This is a genomic window from Fimbriimonas sp. LA-C6, from assembly GCF_055398105.1.
In genome coordinates, this window is the sequence record NZ_AP038796.1 from 1,758,027 (window position 1) to 1,774,392 (window position 16,366).

A 16,366-nucleotide genomic window follows, 5' to 3' on the forward strand; every position below is an offset into this window, starting at 1 on the left:
CTTCTACGACTCATCGGGCTTGTTGGGTCCTACTGGTTTGCGCGCAACGGCAACCACGCTGCTTCCCCATGGGAGATCTAGTTGTTGTATCAGCTTGCCTTCCAGCTTTTGGAGGCTTGTCAGGAGACTGTTTATCCAGACAGGGAACGTGGGAAGGGATGCCTTGGCTGGGCCGGTTCTGCCTTTCTCTAGGAGTCTTGAGAGGACGACGAATGGGAAGAGGAAGAACACGGAGTAGCTACAGCGGACGATTTCAAATCCGGCCTTCTCTAGTTTGTCGATCACTTCTTGGCGGCGATAGCGGCGGAAGTGGTGGAGGGCTACGTCGTGGGGTCCCCACAGGCTCATGAATGCAGGGACGCTGAGGACGACTACGCCTCCGGGGCGGATTACTCGGAGTGCTTCTCGGAAGGCAGCTTCGTCGTCGGAGATGTGTTCAAAGATATCGAGGCCGATGAGTGCGTCTACGGAGTTACCTGCGAGCGGGAGTTTGGAGCCATCACCGCGTAGGAGCCAGTGGATGCCGCGTTTTTGGCAATAGTTGAGGGCGAGTTCGCTGAAGTCTAGGCCGACGACCTCGCCGAACTCCTGCATTTCCAGTGCAATGACGCCTGTGCCACATCCGAGATCGAGGATGCGGGGGTGGTCTTTGCCTACGAACTTACGCAGCAGGCGCAGAGCTACAAACCGCCTACCGACGAACCACCAGTAGCGGTCTTCTAGCGAGAACATTTTGGTGTACTCGTCGGGATTCACGCGGAGGGAGTCTACCGAACTCGGGTCACTGCTCACGCACGAGAAGTCGTGATCGCTTGCCTCGAAGCCTTAACTTGACAAGGTCTCGCAACATGCGGGGGCCATCTCGGAGCAAAACGACCTTGGATCCTTCTTGGTGAGACCAGCGGATGGGGACTTCATCGATGCGGTAGCCGAGATCGCGTGCGATCATGAGCGCTTCGAAATCGAAGGAGAATCCGTCGAGGGTACACCGCTTGAACACTTCTTGGCAGGCGTCTCGCTTGAACATCTTGAAGCCGCACTGGGTGTCGTCGATTCCACGGATGGCTAGTATCTGGACAGCTTTGTTGAAGGCTCTGCCAAGCATCTCACGGTAGAGCGGCTGGCGGATTTCCAGCCTGCTATCGGTGAGGGGGCGGCTTCCGATGGCCACATCGGCTCCATCCAGGACATGTTTGAGGAGCTTCTCGGTTTCTTCCTGAGGGGTGGCTAGATCGGCATCGCAGAAGAGTACGAGCTCTCCTGGCGCTTCGAGCATGGCTACGCGCACGGCGTATCCCTTGCCTCGGTTGGGCTGATACTCTTTGAGCTTGAAGGCAGGGTGCTCTTTTGCGAATTCGCGGACGATGTCTCCCGTTCGATCTTTGCTTCCGTCGCTGACGACGGTGACATCAAAGGGGTAGTCCTGCGCCGAGTAATACTCATGCAGGCGAGCAAGCGTTCGCGGTAATCGCTCTTCTTCGTTGTATGCGGGTACGACCACGCTTAGGTGCGGCACGGACAAATCAACCGAAGTCTACCGCCGAAAGTGCCCGAAACTCAGAAGGCATCGAGTTCCCAGTGCTGAGAACCCGGTGCATCGAACAGTGCTTGCACCTGTTCTAAGCTCATTTTTTCGCCAATTGGGCGGGCCATACCGTAGTAGGTGTTCACGGAATCCAGGCCTTCGGCAAGGACTTTGAGGGCTTTGTTTACGGTCGGATCGTTGGGGAGTTGAAGGTTGAGATCGACAATTCCTCGGCTGATGGCTTCCATGCGGATGCGCTCTAGTACGGCTTCGAGCGCTTCTTCTGATCCTGGTAGGCAGCATGCCTCTTTCACGGCAATTCGATCTGGGAAGATTTGTGTGACGGCGTATGCGGTGATTTGCCCACCATTAGCAGGGCGTACCACCCAGCTCTTTTTGTCTGGGCGATCCATTCGAACGGCAGTGGCGATGTTCCAGCAGGACTCGGTGCGGACGTGTGTTAGGGGTCTAGTTTGGTTGAAGGCGTCGTACACCTTCGCCATCTCGGGAAATAGGCCGTGGTCTTTTCCAGGCTGGTAGGGGGAGACTTCCCAGGCGGGGAACTGGCGGGCCTCACCGGGAACCACATGGGCGATCCGTTCGGGGAGGTTGATTGTGTGCCAGCCGTAGTTTTCGTAGTGGGCATTGACACCGGTGAAGAGGAATGACCAGTCGCATCCCTCGGTCTCCATCACTGCGATTGCTTGCTCCAGCAGGCGACCCGAGTGTCCTTTCTTGCGTGCGTCTTCGGCGGTGGCTACGCTTCCTATTCCTCCGACGAGGAGGGGCTTGCCATCGAGTCCACGCAGGTGCCGCATGAAGATGTCCACAGTTGCGACCACTCGACCGTCTTGGACGGCGACACGCGTGTGTTTGGGTTTTCGGTTTGTGGTTGAGTCGTGAAGACTTTGGAACAGCCAAGCTTCCACACCAAACACGGTGGTCCACAGTTCGAGGCACTGGGGCCACTCGCCTTCATTTATTCCTCGGTACTCAACCATAAGGCGAAATTCTAACACCTACTTCTGTCGTTATGTTGATTCCGATCATGGTTTGGTAAACAGGATGCAGACTGGTTTGTCGAGCTTCACTTTGTAGTTTGTATCTCGCAGTGCGCCGGATGTTCCATCGACAGCGAGAGAAACAATATCGTTGCTGGCTTGCCCTCCGACGACGATCCAGCGACCGCTGGGATCGAGGTCCATTCCTCGTGGCTGATGGACGGGCAGTTTCTTGATCTCCACGAGGCTAAGTTTCCCGTCGGAGTGGATGGAGTAGACCGCGATGCTTTCGTCCCCTCGATTCGAAACGTAGAGCCACTTGCCGGAGGGGTGACACATGATCTCGGCGGTGGTGTTTTCTCCTTTGAATGTGTCGGGGAGTGTGCTGATGGTTTGAAGCTCTGTGAGTGCTCCTGTCGCTTTGTCCAGGCTCAAGGCGGTCACTGCGTTGCCCATTTCGTTGTTTACGTATGCGAAGCGTCCATTTGGGTGGAAAGCGATATGCCTTGGGCCGGCGCCTCCTTTGAGCTTGTGAGTTCTGACTTTGTCGATCGTCAAGATGCCTTGGGCGGAGTTTAAGTCGAATGCGAGCAGCTCGTCGGTTCCGAGGTCGCAGGCTAGCACGAATTTGGTGCCGACGATGGGATAAATCGAGTGGAGGTGGGGTCCTTCCTGACGGCTTTTGTTGGGTCCGGTGCCTGAGTTTTGATAGAGCGATGTGGAGATGCCGAGCGAGCCATCTGATTGGATTGGGCAAGAGACTACGCTTCCCCCTGAGTAGTTCGCGGCGAGGAGGTTCTTCCCTTCTAGATCCACGGCGAGGTGACATGGGTCTGCACCGTTTGAGGGTTGTGCGTTGAGGAAAGTGAGTTGCAAGTCTTTGCCGACTGAGTATGCATTGAGCATTCCCTCGCGCCCCTCTTGCACTGCGTACAGGAACTTCCGGTTGGGGCTGAGAGCCACGAAGCTTGGGTTGTCCGCCTTCGCAGAAAGTTGAGGTTCAGATAGAGCGCCGGTTTCGGTATTCAGCTTGGCGTGGTAGATACCCTGGCTTCCATTTGCTGAAGTGTAGGTACCGATGAAGAAGTCGGTCTCTTTGGCTGCACGCGTGCCGACGGTGGTCAGTGCGAGAGCAAGCGGTAGGAGCATCAGATGGATCACTCCGCCATCTTATCACCTACACGCTTGTTTGGTTGCTATACAGGCAGAACCCAGAGATGTCGGGCTACTTCTCGGCCTACAGTGACTGGATTACCGTTGACTCGCAAGTGGATGAGGGAGTCGATGGGAGTGCTTCCTACTGCTTCGAACTCCACGCCTGGCTTGAGGCCGATGGCTTCTAGGTGTCGTAAGAATTCGATGCGCTCATCGCTGATGCGGGCTACTACCAGTTTGCCAGGGACGGCGTCTTGAAGACGGATGCTTGGATCGGGAGTGTCTGCATCTACGGGGTTGCCGTGTGGGCAGGTTTTGGGGTGGCCGAGTTTGACATCGATCTTGTCGATGACATCTTCGGAGATGTAGTGTTCTAGCTTGCAGGCGAGTTCGTGGACATCGTCCCAAGGGAGTTCTAGGACATCGACAAGCAGCCTTTCTAGGATTCGGTGAGCTCGGGTGAGCTGTTTTGCGACTTTCTCGCCGAACTCGGTGAGTCGGATTCCTTGGTACGGCTCATGGAGAACAAGGCCCATTTCGGCGAGTTTTTTCACCATGGTGGTGGCCGAACCGGCGCTGACGCACATGTAGGTTGCGATCTCGCCCGTGGAGACTTTGTCTACTTCCTTCTGGAGTCGGAAGATGCCTTCTACGTATTCTTCGACGCTTTCACTAAACGCCCGCTGGGTTTTGTGCTCGTCGCCGGGACGGCACGATGCGGGTACGCGCAGGGATAGCTCTTTAGAAGACATACGTATAGTTTACCGACACTGAGAAGTCAGCAAATTTACCAGTCTCTTTTAGCTACTTTTGGTACGATTTAGGCATCTTTAAGCGGTTAAAATATCCTCTTCATGCAGAGTTGCCAAACCAGAAGAGCTACGCCTGAGGACGCAGATCGGATCGCTACGATATTTCTCGATGCTCGGAAGAAGTCGATGCCGTACCTTCCGGCTCTCCATACGGATGAGGAGACCATCGCGTGGATTAAGAATCACGTTGTGACGGATCTTGAGGTTTATGTTGCGGAGGTTGGCGACGCAATCGTTGGGTTTGCTGGGTTGCTAGGGGACAAGCTGGATCACCTTTATGTTGCTCCTGAGCACCATCGGAAGGGCGTGGGGACTGCTCTTTTAGAAGTTGCCAAAACGAATAGGCCTGCTGGTTTTCGGCTTTGGGTTTTTCAGCAGAATTTGGAAGCACGACGGTTTTATGAATCGCGCGGACTCAGCTTGATTGAACAGACGGATGGATCTGGGAATGAAGAGAAGTTGCCGGACGCGCTGTATGGCTGGTTTCCTAACCGGATTTAGTGGTCGAAGGTGCCTGGCCATCGGCGCTCGTAGTTCTCGACCGCTTCTTTTGCGGCGGCTCGGTCTGCTCCGGTGTACTTCATGAAGAGCTTGACCGCGTCGTTCTTGTCGCCCTGGCTCTCTTCCTCGATCTTGTCGAACAGCTCTTGGGCTGATTGACCTCCGTGCGCCTTCTCCTCTTCTTTCTTGCGCTTCTTTTCTCGCCAGCGTTGGAAGTTTGCTTCGTACGTTGTGGGGGAGATCATGACGCGTTCGAAGACGTCTTTAAGGACGAAGATGCCCCAGATGCCGATGGGCCATTGACACCACCAGCCGCCGGATCGGCTTGTGAGGATGTTAATTCCCAGTAAGAGGATGGATGTTGAGCCCCAGGAGGTGACTTCGCTTAGGAGATCTCGTTTGCGCTTTGCGGCGTACTGTTTGCGGTCTTCTTGGAGCTGGTTCTCTTCGGCAACTTGCAGTTCAGCGCGTTCGACATCTTCTTCGGAGATACCTAGCTCGGCAGCCATGGAGACGAGGCGGTCCCTGGTGAAGCCCGTGCCGCTTGGTGCCTGCTTTGCAGCGACTCTGAGGATCTGATCTGCTTCGTCATCGCTGTAAAAACGTTGTTCTCCCATCCCATTGAATGGTATCGCATATGGCGGCTCTTATGGGGACAAAGTGCAGTCCTGAGTTAGAACGCGTAGATAACGGAAGGGGTACAACAACTGCAGTCCATGTCGAAGCCAGTCGTTATCATTGGAGCCGGGTTAGCTGGACTTGCATGTGCGCGCGCACTGTATCGACAGGGTATCCCGATCTTGTTACTGGAAGGGAGTGACCGGGTGGGTGGTCGTCTGAAGACCGATGTGGTGGATGGCTTCCATCTCGATCGCGGGTTTCAGGTGTATTTTGAGACGTACCCGCATGGTGCCCAGGAGCTTGATCTTGAGGGTTTGAAGCTTTGTAAGTTTGCGGCAGGGTCGTATGTTTTTCAGGGCGGCAAGCTGCACGTGATTGATCAGGACCGCCTTTGGGAGACTCTGACCAGCAAGCTGTTTGGCCTGAAGGACAAGGTTCTCCTGAAACTTTGGGCTTCTGAGGCGGCGAAATGGAGTCGGTCTCAGATTGCTTTGATGCCCGATGGGACGGCTGAGCAGTATCTGCTTGGTCGCGGTTTTAGTAGTCGCTTTATTGATCGATTTGCCCGACCGTTTTTTGGCGGGATCTTTTTGGATCGGTCGCTTCAAGTATCTCTTCGACAGCTCTGTTTTGTGTTTCATGAGCTTTCGCGAGGGCAGGCTTGTGTTCCGAGTGAGGGAATAGAGTGTATTCCCAAGCAACTCGCGGAGGGGATCCCAGTGAATTGTATTCGGGTTGATTCTCACGTGAAGGCCATTCTCCGCGATGCGGTGGAGTTGGAGTCTGGCGAACGGATTGAGGCTCAGAGTGTGGTTGTGGCTACCGAGGCACCTGAAGCGGCGAGGTTGACTGGGGTTTCCGTTATTGAGGGGTTTAAGTCGAGCACGTGTCTGTACTTTGAGACTCCAGAGCCGGTTGTTGAAGGGCCTTATCTGGTTTTGAACGGTGAGCAAGGTGGGTTGGTCAATGAGGTGGCACCGCTTTCCAATGCGGCGGCAACATACGCTCCTCCGGGGAAGCACCTCATTTCAGCGACGGTTCTGGGGAGTCATCCGATGAGTGAGGATCAACTGATTCCTGCTGTGCAAAAGGAGCTCCACGCGTGGTTCCCTAAGTTTCCTTCTGACGCGTTTCGGTTTATCAAGATGTACGAAATTGGCTATGCACAGATGGCACAGCCGGTCGGTTTTATGAATCAACTTTCAAGTCACGTCACAGACACGCCAGGGCTTTTCCTGGTGGGCGAGTTCACTACGAATAGCAGCATCGACGGTGCTATTCAGTCTGGGTTGGAATGCGCCGACGCTGTCCTGGGCAAGGTTCTGCCATGCGCGTAGGAATCGTTGGCGCGGGTATTTGTGGGCTGTCTGCTGCCCGTCAGCTTAAGCTGAGCGGTCATGAGGCCGTGTTGTTTGAGAAGAGTCGTGGGCCAGGTGGACGCGTGGCGACAAGGCGGGCGGAAGGTTTTGTTTGGGACTCGGGGGCTACCAGCATCGCGCCTCGCGAGAAGTCGATTCAGAAGGTGATTCTGGAGGAGCTCGATACGACGGACCTCGTGACTGTGGAGAGGCCGATCTATATCCATTCTGGATTGCGAGTGAATCCGGGCAGTCGGGTTACACCGCGCTACGTTTACCGCAACGGGATCAATACTTTGGCGAAGCTGCTTGCGAACGATCTCGACATTCGTACGGAGACGCAGGTCGAAACCATCGAGAAGATTGGCGATCGGTACAAGATGTTGGAGGAGGAGTTTGACGCTCTCATCCTCACGCCGCCGATCCCTCAGACGAGCACGCTTCTTTGGTCGCTTGGCGAGAGCAAGCCTATTGCGAACGCTCGGTATCGGGCGTGTATCAGCATCATGCTTGGGTTTAAGGCTGAACTTCCGCCTACACCGTATCACGCCATTTTGGAGCCTGAGCAGAGGCATCCGCTGACTTGGTTAAGCATTGAATCGCTCAAATCGCCTGGGCGGGCTCCCGAGGGTTGCACTGCGATGGTCGCTCAGATGAGCCCGGCATTTAGCCATGCCTACTATGAGCAGCCTCATGAGTGGCTGGTGGAGACGGTTTGCGGCTATTTGGAGAGGCTGTATGGCAAGGAGTTTAGCGCTCCGACCATTTGGGATGTGATGCGATGGAAGTATAGCCAGCCCGAGAGCCTCGCTTCTTTTGACCACGTGAACCGGCCTGGATCGAAGTTGCTGATTGCTAGCGATGCGCTGCTCGGTGGGCATATTGAGGATGCTTTTGAGGTGGGTAAAAGCGTGGCCAACCTACTTGTTAATCAATCTTAGCGCGATTTTAGTAACCAAAGGACTGTTCAAGACCTGACATTACACTCACAATAAGACACATATGGTTTTGCTCTGCGCTCTTCCTTTCCTCACGACTTCGGCGTTGAATGATGAGGTGTTTCTCGAGGTCTTTAACGGTGCCTCCAAAATCGGCGTTACCAGCTATAAGACCCACATGCTTTCCAGCGGTGGGAAACGGAGCGTGATGGATCTCCAGCTGAGCGCTAAGGGGCAAAGTGGTCGCTTTACCACCACCCAGGAAGTGGACTCAGAAGGGCGACAAGTAAAGGTCACGATGGTGATTGCTCAGGTGATTGGCAAGCAGTCGGTGAACGCGACGCTCGTTGCCAATATCTCCTCGGACGGCACGGCAAAGATTCGCGCAAAGACGCAGAGTAACACCCGCGAAAAGACACTTCCTGCTCCTAAGGGTGCTTCGATCAAGGACCCTACCGAACTGTGGTTCATTCAGAACCAGCCTAAGCCTGGCACTGTGGCCACCTTCTACCACTTCAGTGCAGAGAACGCGAAGTGGGAGTTGATCAAGGCTGTCTATAAGGGCAAGCAGACGATCAAGAGTCACGGCGCAACACTCTCGGCTCATTACGTGGAGCAGTCGCGTGGGGCCAATTTGCAGAAGATGTATTTTGACAATAAGGGCTTGCCGATTTTGATCACCGCTGGAACGATTCGAATGGAACGGCAATGAGAACTGGAGTGGCGCTTGGGCTTGTGTGCCTGGCGAGTTTGTCTTTTGGACAGACGCATTATAAGATCTCCGTAGCGGGCAAGGACCTTGGGGTTGCTCGCACCACGCAACGCATCACGGCGGATGGTGGCAAGTTCATTGAGCTGGTGATGACTATTAAGTCACCTGGGGCTGCGCTGGTTGTGCGCAGTCAGACGACCTACGACAAGAAGGGACAGCCGACTCGGAAACTGTTTGAAACCGGGCCGGAGGGGAAACGTATTGAGAAGCAGGTGATTGCCACCTTCAACAGCTCGGGTGCGAAAGTTGTGGTGAGGAACAAGGGCGTTGCGCATACCGTGGATGTCCCTTTGGCTGATGGGGCGCCCCGTGCGTTGTTTTCTGAGTTTTGGTTTATTCGGGACAAGCCGGAGGTTGGCAAAGTGTGCCGTGCCTACTCCTTTAACATGGAGAAGCTTCAATGGGAGCTGACCGAGTCCAGCTATGTCGGTAAGAAGCAGGGTGGGCACGAAGTGGTGATGAATGTTGCCGCTCGGGAGATCACCACATTGCTGGACGACAAAGGGATGCCGATTTCGATTGAAGGCAACGACGGTTTGCGATTGGAGCGCACGAACTCAGAGCAGAAAAGGTAAAAAAGCGATCATGCATGAAGGTGAAAAAATTCGCGTCGCGGTGGTAGGTGCGGCGGGCAGAATGGGAACGGAGACGCTTCGAGCGCTCACCCCTAGTGAAGGTTTCGAAATCGTCGTTGCTATCTCCCGAAACAGTGCCGGTAAGAACTGCCGAGACATTGCTGGTCCTTTGGCTCCAGACCTCGTGATTGAGGACAAGTTGGGTGCTGCGCTCGACCGCACGAAAGTGGATGTGTTGATCGACATGTCACACCCCTCGGCCGCTGCCTCTCATGCTACAAGTGCTTTGAAGCGGGGCATCAGTCCTGTTATTGGCTGCACGGGTATGTCTGAGACGTCCGTGAGCGAAATCCGATCCGAGGTCCGGGAGCTGAACATCCCTGCGATGATCGTTCCTAACTTTGCGATCGGGGCCGTACTGATGATGAAGTTCTCTGAGATGGCCGCTAAGTGGATGCCAGATACGGAGATTATTGAGCTTCATCATGAGAAGAAGGAAGACGCTCCCAGCGGCACGGCCATGCTGACCGCGCATATGATCAGCGAGGCTCGGACGCAAGACCAGACCCGACGTCCTCAGCAGATCATCAAGGCTGAGGGTGCCCGTGGTGGGAAAGTGAATGGCATTCCAGTGCACAGCATTCGCCTGCCGGGTCTGCTGGCTCATCAACAGGTGATGTTTGGTGCTCCTGGTGAGACTCTTACCATCCGCCACGACTCGATGGACCGCATTAGCTTCATGCCAGGCGTTCGGCTTTGTGCTCGTCAGGTACGAAGTCTCAGTGGTCTGGTCATTGGACTCGACAAAATTCTATTTTCCTGAACATTTTTCGGAGACGCGCCGTTATTAAGTTATGCGTCTCCGATCCCTTCTTTTAACTGGTCTGCTCCTCGTCGCTTCGTCGGCGATGTCTGCCGAGCTCAAGTACAACGTTTTCCAGAAAGGCGAAAAGGTTGGAACATGCACCATGGAGACCACGGGCAATGAAACCGATGGCTTTGTGGACGAGAACAAGCTGGAGCTGAAGCAAGATGGCAAGAAGTTCACGGTTAAGGAGACATCGAAGTACGGCAAGGACGGAGTCATTAAGTCCAAGACGACGGTTCTTGAGTTTGAGGAGAAGGAAGTCACGCTCAAGGCTTTGCTGAGTGATGACGGAGCCAAGATCACTGCGCTTGATGGTGATAAGAAGCAGGAACACGAGGTCCCTCTAGCCAGTAAGACATCGCGTGTGGACGAGACCAATTTCTGGTTCCGGTCCATTAAACCCGAGGCAGGCAAGTCCATCACCTACCAGTCGTTTAGCATGCAGGAGATGGCATGGACCGATGTGACACTGACCTATGTTGGCAAGAAGACGGTGAAGGTGAACGACAAAGATGTTGAGTTGAACATGGTTTCTCGAACCGAAAAGGGCAGCACTGAGAAGCCAGGTGAGATCTATCTGGACGATAAAGGCGACGCTGTGCTCGTGATTGAGGGCGATATGCGCATCGAACGCGTTCAGGATTAACCTACAAAAACTACACGGAAAGGTTGCTTCTCGACTGAGAGGCAACCTTTCTTTTTTTGTTGTCCGGTACCATCGAACGATGGATAATCCAACTGCAGAGGAAGTAGCCGTTCTTCATACCAATCTCGGCGATATCGTCCTCAGCTTCTTCCCAGAGCATGCTCCGAAGCACGTAGAGAGCTTCAAGAAGCTTGTTTCAGAAGGCTTTTATGATGGGACCAAGTTCCACCGCGTGATTCCTGGCTTCATGATCCAGGGCGGCGACCCTAACTCCAAGAGCGATGATCGATCGATCCACGGTACGGGTGGTCCTGGTTTTCGGCTTCAGGCTGAATTCAACGATGTGAAGCACGTTCGAGGCATTTTGAGCGCTGCCCGATCCTCTGATCCGAATTCTGCTGGCTCTCAGTTCTTCCTGATGGTTGCCACTTCTACGCACCTCGACGGCCAGTACACGGCGTACGGTCAGGTGATTGAAGGAATGGATGTTGTGGATAAGATTGTTGCTCTGAAGCGAGACAGACGAGACAATCCGCTTCCTGAGAATCCTGCCATCATCGAGTCTGCTACTCTCGAAACTCGATAAGTTTCCTTGTTCTCCCCCAAATGACTCTGGGGGAGAACAACAATTCTCAGCGCATTGCGAGACGACCGATTTTTGCACCGATTCGTCGGCTTAGATTTTGTGCCCAGGAATCTTCGGCCATCTGACCAGATGGATGCCAATCCCACTCGATTTTTTGATACGTGAGGGTTACAGTCATTTCATGGTGACCGGGAATCGATCGGTCTGCACTCGTGGGAACCCAGAAGTCTTCCATTGACGCGACGCTTGCACTCGTCAGTTTGATGGTTCTATCGAGCACGGCAAGCCCGTCGTTTCGGGTGCTGAAGATATCCAAGAAGACTACTGGCAAGTTCTCGTTGGTGGTGAGGGCTTGGTGGAACTGAACCCATGCTCCGCTTGCTACCGTCTTCGTGATCATGAAAGGCCTATGCTGTCGCTTCCCAGTTGGCAGCCCCGTAGCTGCATCACGTGGGCTGATGATGGTGTGATCGAAGGAATCTACACTCATCTGGTTCTCATGCCCCTTCTGGGTACTGTCGCCTTTGAATTGGCCTTGTTTCTGGCCTACCACCCTGAGCCAAACCGAACTTACTTGTGCGTTAGCAGCTCCAACTACGGCAATCAAGGCAATTGCAGTCAATGATAATCGTTTCATAAATCTCCTCAATGAAATACAGATCGAGCACTTCATGGTGCTCACCAATTTCATCCGTCATCATAGCCCTTACTGGGCTAGAAGGGTTACTTTACGAAATCGAAATCACTTAACTTAATTTTCTTTAGATCGGCCAATTCGGAATCCTTCCATCGCGCGTCGGGAATACCGTTTAGTTGAAGATCTGGGCCAGGACCTGCAACGTACATGCCGTACTTCTTGAGAGCTTTTACAAAGATCTTTGCCGAGGGGGACAGTTTTTCTTCTGAGTAAGACTTCTTGAGTCTGAGGCGCGCTCCAACAGTGGGGGCACCTTCTTTTCCTACACTTGAGAGCGTGACTGCAAAGGCGTGTTTGAACTCCTTGGCGGTCGAAATATCGTCGTACCGGGCGAGACCTACGAGCCATGGGAGCTCTGCGACTTTTCCAGTTTTATCGGATTTGAGATCCCAGGTGCCGACGAAGTCTGCCGTGACTTTGTCGCCAACTTTCTTGGCACCGCGCACCTCGAATAACTTTACTGAGTCTTTGTCGATGACGATTTGACGCTTGCCGTCGAGAATGGCATCGGTGGGAAGCGGGACTTCCTCGGGCTTTGTCTCCTTTGCTCCGTCTACGAACACGATGGTTCTGACTGTGTCGCCTGGAACGACTGTGTAGGAGGTGCCGTAGGGTTTGTCTTCTTTCTTGCCACTAAATCCAAATGCCAGGTCGAGGGTCATGTCTTTGCCAAGTTTCTCGATGAGTTTCGGGCTGGTTGAGCTCACGCCGGACTTATCGATGGCGTGGTACCAGGAGCTCTTTTCCGTGAAGGGTTTGAGTCCGTTGAGGAGGCTGTTGACGCCGACATCGGGAGTTTTTCTGCCTGGGTCGTTCGTTACGGATCGCATAGAGTTATCCATGCTGTTCCCGGGTGATGTGGGCGAGTAGCCGCTGTTGGGGACGGTGTTGCCACCACATCCCACTAATAGTGTCGCCGACACAACTCCTAACCAACCTAAACGAAACTTCATGACTTACTCTTGATGATCGGCAGATGCCCGTCAACCTTCATTAAAGACGATTGTGCTACTCGTTATCGTTCCATCTGGCCGCTATCTCTAGACGTGTGAATTGCTTTCCAGCTTCTAGGAGCCGGAATATTTTGAAGGAGGAACATCGAGACTGAAGAACTCCAGGACGTCGTCTAGGTGATCGCACTGGGACTGGCAGGCTCCCACCATTTGGGTTTGCTTCTCTTTGGTGTCGGCGATGCGCTGCCGTAGCTGAGCGATCTGCTGCTCTAGGACGGCGATGTCTTGCTCGGTCTTCGCCACGTAGTCGTCCGCTTGCTTCACGTAGCTAGTGGCGTAGGCGGCTAGGGCGGCGAGCTTGCGGGAGGCGTCGGCGACGATCGACTCGGAGCTGACTTCGGTCGTCTTGGCCATGGCTTCCAGCGTGACCTTGACTGTTGTCCGCCGTGTTTCGATGGGCAGTTCCTTTGGGAGAGAACCCAAAAGTTCCAGCATCTGCTCGGCTGCGAAGGTTGGTTCGGTAAGACCTGCAAGTTGGTAGATCACCTTGTAATCTACAGTGCCGTCTGGAGCGATCACTGGACCGGTTGGGTTTGAAGGCACGTGAATTTCGTCGAGGTTTGGCCCTGGGGTGTCACGGACGATCTGCTCGACAGTCTTTCGGACGGGTACGGCCGGGGTGGGAGCAGGAGCATCCATCACATTCCACTCTGCGGCTGGCTGTGCTTCTTCTGGTAGCTCGACAAACAGACCAGCTGCCTTTTTCAACGAGTCACTAATTCTCATTTCTTTATCTCTTATCGGGCATCGTAGAGCTTGCTGGCTCCCTTGGCAAGGTCCATCTGCTCAAACGGCGCGACTTCTTGCAGGGTCTCTGCGAGATTGTCGCTTTGGAACACAACGTCCTCAATATCGGCCAAAACTTGTTCGGGTGAGCGAGCTCGGATTTCGTCGTTGATGAGCCCAAACGTATCCTCCATCAAGCTTAGCTGATGGGATAGGTTCGTCAGGATCTCTCCGATGCGCCCCACGTACTGCTGGCGTCGCATCAATATCTCTTTACGCTTATCGAGCACGGCTTGGTTGTGCAAATTGCCATCGGACATCATGTTTTGATCGATGGCTTCTATCTCTTTGCCGTAGCTCTCCTGAATGCGCTCAACGATCTTTTTAGTGCCCTCATCGTTGAGTACAGGAATTGGCGGAAGGCGCTTCTTGACTCCTCGCTCGTCTCGAAATTCGAGTGTCGAGTTGGTATTTTGCTCGACCTCGTCTAGCACGGAGCGAAGGTAGTTTTCGAATTGAACCTGCTTTGTGGCGAACAGCAGGAACTTCTCCATGAGATAGTCGAGCTTTCGCAAAACCTCGCGGAACCAACGCTTGCCGTCGAAGGTCTGCGCGCTGATTTGGTTTCGTACAGTTTCAAGTCGATTGAAACGGAGCTGGACTGAGTTGGAGAGACTTGGGAAAACTTCGGCTTTCAGTTTCTCTCTTCGTTCCACCACTTCTTGGTCGTACCGTTCGGAGAGTCTGCGGTCGTACCACTTCGAGTCGGGGAGGAACAGCAGATACGCCGCTTCTGCGACCAATGCTCCGAGAAGGGGCAATGGGTTTCCGAAGGCAACTGAAACCGCCACCGCCGTTGCAAACGGAATGGTGTTGAAGTTCTCCTTGAAGGCCTCTACGTACTTGTTCTTCGCTGGCATCTAGGCTCAATCACTGTACCAAACCCGAGTCATAGCGTGGGGAACACTGCGCGTATTTCCCGTCGCAACTGTAGATATTCTGGCTCTTCGGTGATGCCTTTCTGCCAAGCAAGTCCTCGCTCGGCTAAATCGTACGTGTGTTGAATGCGTGCTCCTGGGATGACCTTTCCGCTTTCATCGCGATCTCGCCCCAGCACCCACACGGTATCAGCCACGGCTAGGGCGGCACTGATGTCGTGGGTGACGATCACGAAGGTGCTCTTTTCGCTGCTCAGCGCCATCTCGTTGATGAACTCAATGACCTGCTCTTGTGCGAGAAGATCCAAACCGGAAAATGGTTCGTCCATCAGCAAAAGGTTCTCGCTGCACATGAACTGCTGGGCGATGGCCACACGTTGACGTTGACCACCTGAGAGCTGCGCAGGGTACTTGTTCGCATGCTCCTCGATATTGAATCGATTGAGCAACACTTGCCCTTTGCTCTGCGCTTCGGCGCTACTCAGCCGGATTTGTTTGCCAGCGACTACCAGATTGCCCATGACGGTGCGGTGCGCGAAAAGTGGATAGTGTTGGGCGACAACGCCTACTTCCCCGCGTTTGACGGGCTCCCCGTTCTCTAGACTGACTTTTCCGGAGTCGGGAGCTTCCATGCCGGCGAGAATGCGGAATAGCGTGGTCTTACCCATGCCGGATGGACCCAGCATTGCAACGATTTGTCCTTGTTCGCAACCTGGACGCACGATGTTCTTAATCTCTGCATTGAGATCGCGAAGAATCGGAACTCCATCGTAAGACTTGTTGACCCCGTCGATCTTGAGAAGCGTCTCACGGTATTCGAAAGGCAACTTATCCATTACTTCTTCTCCACCGTGAGGTCTGCGTATGGGCAGACGAGCTTGCGAATACCGACGATGATGCCATCTTGGAACAGACCGACCAAGAGGATGGCGAGCTGGATTGCATAAACCTCTGCTAGCTTGAAGTGCTTCATCTCATTGAGGAGCATCACACCCACGCCCCCACCCGAGCGGACGATGCCTTCCACCATTGTGAGCATCATCCAGCCGATTGCTGCGTTCTGCCGAAGTACTTCAAATGCCTTATCCACCGTGCCAAGGACAACCACTTCCCAAACTACGCGCCACTCACTCATTCTCAGCGTTCGGGCATGGTCCAGATCCGCTTTGGGTATGGAGGAGACCACGGACGACATTGAGGTGAGATAGAACACCGTGATACCAAACACGAGCATGGAGGTTTGAAGCGGCCGCCCGCCACCGAATGCGAATGTGAAGATGATGCTGAAGCCCGCTAAGCTAAGGAATCGCCCTTTAGAGATAGCTGCTGCAATGGGTCGGAAGAACGGCATCACTGTGAGATAAGCCAGCCCGATGGAGATAATCGTGCTGTAGAGCAAGGCCATCAAATTGAGTTCAAAGCTCCTTACAAGCTCCGGACCTAATCCCTCACTCATCCATAGTTGCCCAAATGCTGCTGCAACCTCTTGTGGCTTTGGAAGAATCTTAAAGGGCGAATTGAGCCATATAAGAATGGCAACTGCAATCTGCACGACGATGAGCAGGCGTTTTGAGTTGGCCGAGATCTTCTTGTTTGGAACGAAGTAGTCGAGCACTGGCATGGGTTAAATTTGT

The 16,366-nt window shown here is 53.9% G+C and carries 20 protein-coding genes; 8 read left to right on the forward strand and 12 right to left on the reverse strand.

From position 1 onward, the window contains the following. Positions 1–3: 3 nt before the first annotated feature. The 5 genes from ACZ51B_RS08170 to ACZ51B_RS08190 are packed head-to-tail and all read right to left on the reverse strand — an operon-like array spanning position 4 to position 4,433. A complete protein-coding gene (locus ACZ51B_RS08170; protein WP_464296747.1) occupies positions 4–756 on the reverse strand; it encodes a class I SAM-dependent methyltransferase in 753 nt (250 codons plus the stop codon). A gap of 25 nt (positions 757–781) precedes the next feature. Further along, on the reverse strand, positions 782–1,516 hold the full coding sequence (locus ACZ51B_RS08175; protein WP_464297178.1) for a dolichyl-phosphate beta-glucosyltransferase: 735 nt from the start codon (positions 1,514–1,516) through the stop codon (positions 782–784). A gap of 41 nt (positions 1,517–1,557) precedes the next feature. After that, entirely contained in the window at positions 1,558–2,526 is a 969-nt protein-coding gene (locus ACZ51B_RS08180) for a GNAT family N-acetyltransferase (RefSeq protein ID WP_464296748.1), read from the reverse strand. A gap of 45 nt (positions 2,527–2,571) precedes the next feature. Next, positions 2,572–3,675 (reverse strand): lactonase family protein, encoded by a 1,104-nt coding sequence (locus tag ACZ51B_RS08185; protein ID WP_464296749.1) that lies wholly within the window; start codon positions 3,673–3,675, stop codon positions 2,572–2,574. Between the two features lie 47 nt (positions 3,676–3,722). Next, positions 3,723–4,433, reverse strand: a complete 711-nt coding sequence (locus ACZ51B_RS08190; RefSeq protein WP_464296750.1) for a metal-dependent transcriptional regulator — start codon at positions 4,431–4,433, stop codon at positions 3,723–3,725. Positions 4,434–4,535: 102 nt separating this feature from the next. Between ACZ51B_RS08190 and ACZ51B_RS08195 the strand changes: the two genes are divergently transcribed. Then, positions 4,536–4,994 carry an N-acetyltransferase family protein gene (locus ACZ51B_RS08195; RefSeq protein ID WP_464296751.1) on the forward strand — a complete coding sequence of 153 codons (459 nt, stop codon included), beginning with the start codon at positions 4,536–4,538 and terminating at the stop codon, positions 4,992–4,994. Here ACZ51B_RS08195 and ACZ51B_RS08200 read toward each other — a convergent pair. Further along, positions 4,991–5,611, reverse strand: a complete 621-nt coding sequence (locus ACZ51B_RS08200) for a 2TM domain-containing protein (RefSeq protein ID WP_464296752.1) — start codon at positions 5,609–5,611, stop codon at positions 4,991–4,993. The genes ACZ51B_RS08195 and ACZ51B_RS08200 overlap by 4 nt on opposite strands. Positions 5,612–5,710: 99 nt before the next feature. Between ACZ51B_RS08200 and ACZ51B_RS08205 the strand changes: the two genes are divergently transcribed. The 7 genes from ACZ51B_RS08205 to ACZ51B_RS08235 all read left to right on the forward strand — a co-directional run bounded on the left by ACZ51B_RS08205 (position 5,711) and on the right by ACZ51B_RS08235 (position 11,358). Further along, the gene (locus ACZ51B_RS08205) at positions 5,711–6,952 is read left to right on the forward strand and encodes an NAD(P)/FAD-dependent oxidoreductase (RefSeq protein ID WP_464296753.1); all 1,242 of its coding nucleotides are present in this window, start codon (positions 5,711–5,713) and stop codon (positions 6,950–6,952) included. Further along, the gene (locus ACZ51B_RS08210) at positions 6,943–7,914 is read left to right on the forward strand and encodes an NAD(P)/FAD-dependent oxidoreductase (RefSeq protein WP_464296754.1); all 972 of its coding nucleotides are present in this window, start codon (positions 6,943–6,945) and stop codon (positions 7,912–7,914) included. Before ACZ51B_RS08205 ends, ACZ51B_RS08210 begins: the two co-directional genes overlap by 10 nt. 61 nt (positions 7,915–7,975) lie before the next feature. Then, positions 7,976–8,623 (forward strand): hypothetical protein, encoded by a 648-nt coding sequence (locus ACZ51B_RS08215; protein ID WP_464296755.1) that lies wholly within the window; start codon positions 7,976–7,978, stop codon positions 8,621–8,623. Beyond that, the gene (locus ACZ51B_RS08220) at positions 8,620–9,258 is read left to right on the forward strand and encodes a hypothetical protein (protein WP_464296756.1); all 639 of its coding nucleotides are present in this window, start codon (positions 8,620–8,622) and stop codon (positions 9,256–9,258) included. The genes ACZ51B_RS08215 and ACZ51B_RS08220 overlap by 4 nt, the downstream gene beginning before the upstream one ends. A gap of 10 nt (positions 9,259–9,268) precedes the next feature. After that, positions 9,269–10,081, forward strand: coding sequence for a 4-hydroxy-tetrahydrodipicolinate reductase (dapB, locus tag ACZ51B_RS08225; protein ID WP_464296757.1), 813 nt, complete (start codon positions 9,269–9,271; stop codon positions 10,079–10,081). A 31-nt stretch (positions 10,082–10,112) separates the two neighbouring features. Then, the gene (locus tag ACZ51B_RS08230; protein ID WP_464296758.1) at positions 10,113–10,772 is read left to right on the forward strand and encodes a hypothetical protein; all 660 of its coding nucleotides are present in this window, start codon (positions 10,113–10,115) and stop codon (positions 10,770–10,772) included. Positions 10,773–10,851: 79 nt separating this feature from the next. Next, positions 10,852–11,358 (forward strand): peptidylprolyl isomerase, encoded by a 507-nt coding sequence (locus ACZ51B_RS08235; RefSeq protein WP_464296759.1) that lies wholly within the window; start codon positions 10,852–10,854, stop codon positions 11,356–11,358. A gap of 46 nt (positions 11,359–11,404) precedes the next feature. Here ACZ51B_RS08235 and tssD read toward each other — a convergent pair whose 3' ends face one another. The 6 genes from tssD to ACZ51B_RS08265 form a co-directional block, all read right to left on the reverse strand. Continuing rightward, a complete protein-coding gene (gene tssD, locus ACZ51B_RS08240; protein ID WP_464296760.1) occupies positions 11,405–11,995 on the reverse strand; it encodes a type VI secretion system tube protein TssD in 591 nt (196 codons plus the stop codon). An 86-nt stretch (positions 11,996–12,081) separates the two neighbouring features. After that, on the reverse strand, positions 12,082–13,008 hold the full coding sequence (locus tag ACZ51B_RS08245; protein ID WP_464296761.1) for a hypothetical protein: 927 nt from the start codon (positions 13,006–13,008) through the stop codon (positions 12,082–12,084). A gap of 114 nt (positions 13,009–13,122) precedes the next feature. After that, positions 13,123–13,794, reverse strand: coding sequence for a hypothetical protein (locus ACZ51B_RS08250; protein ID WP_464296762.1), 672 nt, complete (start codon positions 13,792–13,794; stop codon positions 13,123–13,125). Between the two features lie 11 nt (positions 13,795–13,805). After that, positions 13,806–14,714, reverse strand: a complete 909-nt coding sequence (locus ACZ51B_RS08255) for a hypothetical protein (RefSeq protein WP_464296763.1) — start codon at positions 14,712–14,714, stop codon at positions 13,806–13,808. Between the two features lie 29 nt (positions 14,715–14,743). Next, positions 14,744–15,568, reverse strand: a complete 825-nt coding sequence (locus ACZ51B_RS08260) for an ABC transporter ATP-binding protein (protein WP_464296764.1) — start codon at positions 15,566–15,568, stop codon at positions 14,744–14,746. Continuing rightward, positions 15,568–16,353 carry an ABC transporter permease gene (locus tag ACZ51B_RS08265; protein ID WP_464296765.1) on the reverse strand — a complete coding sequence of 262 codons (786 nt, stop codon included), beginning with the start codon at positions 16,351–16,353 and terminating at the stop codon, positions 15,568–15,570. Before ACZ51B_RS08265 ends, ACZ51B_RS08260 begins: the two co-directional genes overlap by 1 nt. Between the last annotated feature and the right edge of the window lie 13 nt (positions 16,354–16,366).

Bases quoted from the DNA above. Each gene is read 5' to 3' on its own strand.
- ACZ51B_RS08180 (WP_464296748.1), bottom strand. From the start codon at position 2,526: ATGGTTGAGTACCGAGGAATAAATGAAGGCGAGTGGCCCCAGTGCCTC.
- ACZ51B_RS08205 (WP_464296753.1), top strand. From the start codon at position 5,711: ATGTCGAAGCCAGTCGTTATCATTGGAGCCGGGTTAGCTGGACTTGCA.
- ACZ51B_RS08235 (WP_464296759.1), top strand. From the start codon at position 10,852: ATGGATAATCCAACTGCAGAGGAAGTAGCCGTTCTTCATACCAATCTC.
- ACZ51B_RS08195 (WP_464296751.1), top strand. From the start codon at position 4,536: ATGCAGAGTTGCCAAACCAGAAGAGCTACGCCTGAGGACGCAGATCGG.
- ACZ51B_RS08215 (WP_464296755.1), top strand. From the start codon at position 7,976: ATGGTTTTGCTCTGCGCTCTTCCTTTCCTCACGACTTCGGCGTTGAAT.
- ACZ51B_RS08255 (WP_464296763.1), bottom strand. From the start codon at position 14,714: ATGCCAGCGAAGAACAAGTACGTAGAGGCCTTCAAGGAGAACTTCAAC.
- dapB (WP_464296757.1), top strand. From the start codon at position 9,269: ATGCATGAAGGTGAAAAAATTCGCGTCGCGGTGGTAGGTGCGGCGGGC.
- ACZ51B_RS08250 (WP_464296762.1), bottom strand. From the start codon at position 13,794: ATGAGAATTAGTGACTCGTTGAAAAAGGCAGCTGGTCTGTTTGTCGAG.
- ACZ51B_RS08210 (WP_464296754.1), top strand. From the start codon at position 6,943: ATGCGCGTAGGAATCGTTGGCGCGGGTATTTGTGGGCTGTCTGCTGCC.
- ACZ51B_RS08190 (WP_464296750.1), bottom strand. From the start codon at position 4,433: ATGTCTTCTAAAGAGCTATCCCTGCGCGTACCCGCATCGTGCCGTCCC.
- ACZ51B_RS08245 (WP_464296761.1), bottom strand. From the start codon at position 13,008: ATGAAGTTTCGTTTAGGTTGGTTAGGAGTTGTGTCGGCGACACTATTA.
- ACZ51B_RS08185 (WP_464296749.1), bottom strand. From the start codon at position 3,675: ATGCTCCTACCGCTTGCTCTCGCACTGACCACCGTCGGCACGCGTGCA.
- ACZ51B_RS08265 (WP_464296765.1), bottom strand. From the start codon at position 16,353: ATGCCAGTGCTCGACTACTTCGTTCCAAACAAGAAGATCTCGGCCAAC.
- ACZ51B_RS08220 (WP_464296756.1), top strand. From the start codon at position 8,620: ATGAGAACTGGAGTGGCGCTTGGGCTTGTGTGCCTGGCGAGTTTGTCT.
- ACZ51B_RS08230 (WP_464296758.1), top strand. From the start codon at position 10,113: ATGCGTCTCCGATCCCTTCTTTTAACTGGTCTGCTCCTCGTCGCTTCG.
- ACZ51B_RS08200 (WP_464296752.1), bottom strand. From the start codon at position 5,611: ATGGGAGAACAACGTTTTTACAGCGATGACGAAGCAGATCAGATCCTC.
- ACZ51B_RS08260 (WP_464296764.1), bottom strand. From the start codon at position 15,568: ATGGATAAGTTGCCTTTCGAATACCGTGAGACGCTTCTCAAGATCGAC.
- tssD (WP_464296760.1), bottom strand. From the start codon at position 11,995: ATGAAACGATTATCATTGACTGCAATTGCCTTGATTGCCGTAGTTGGA.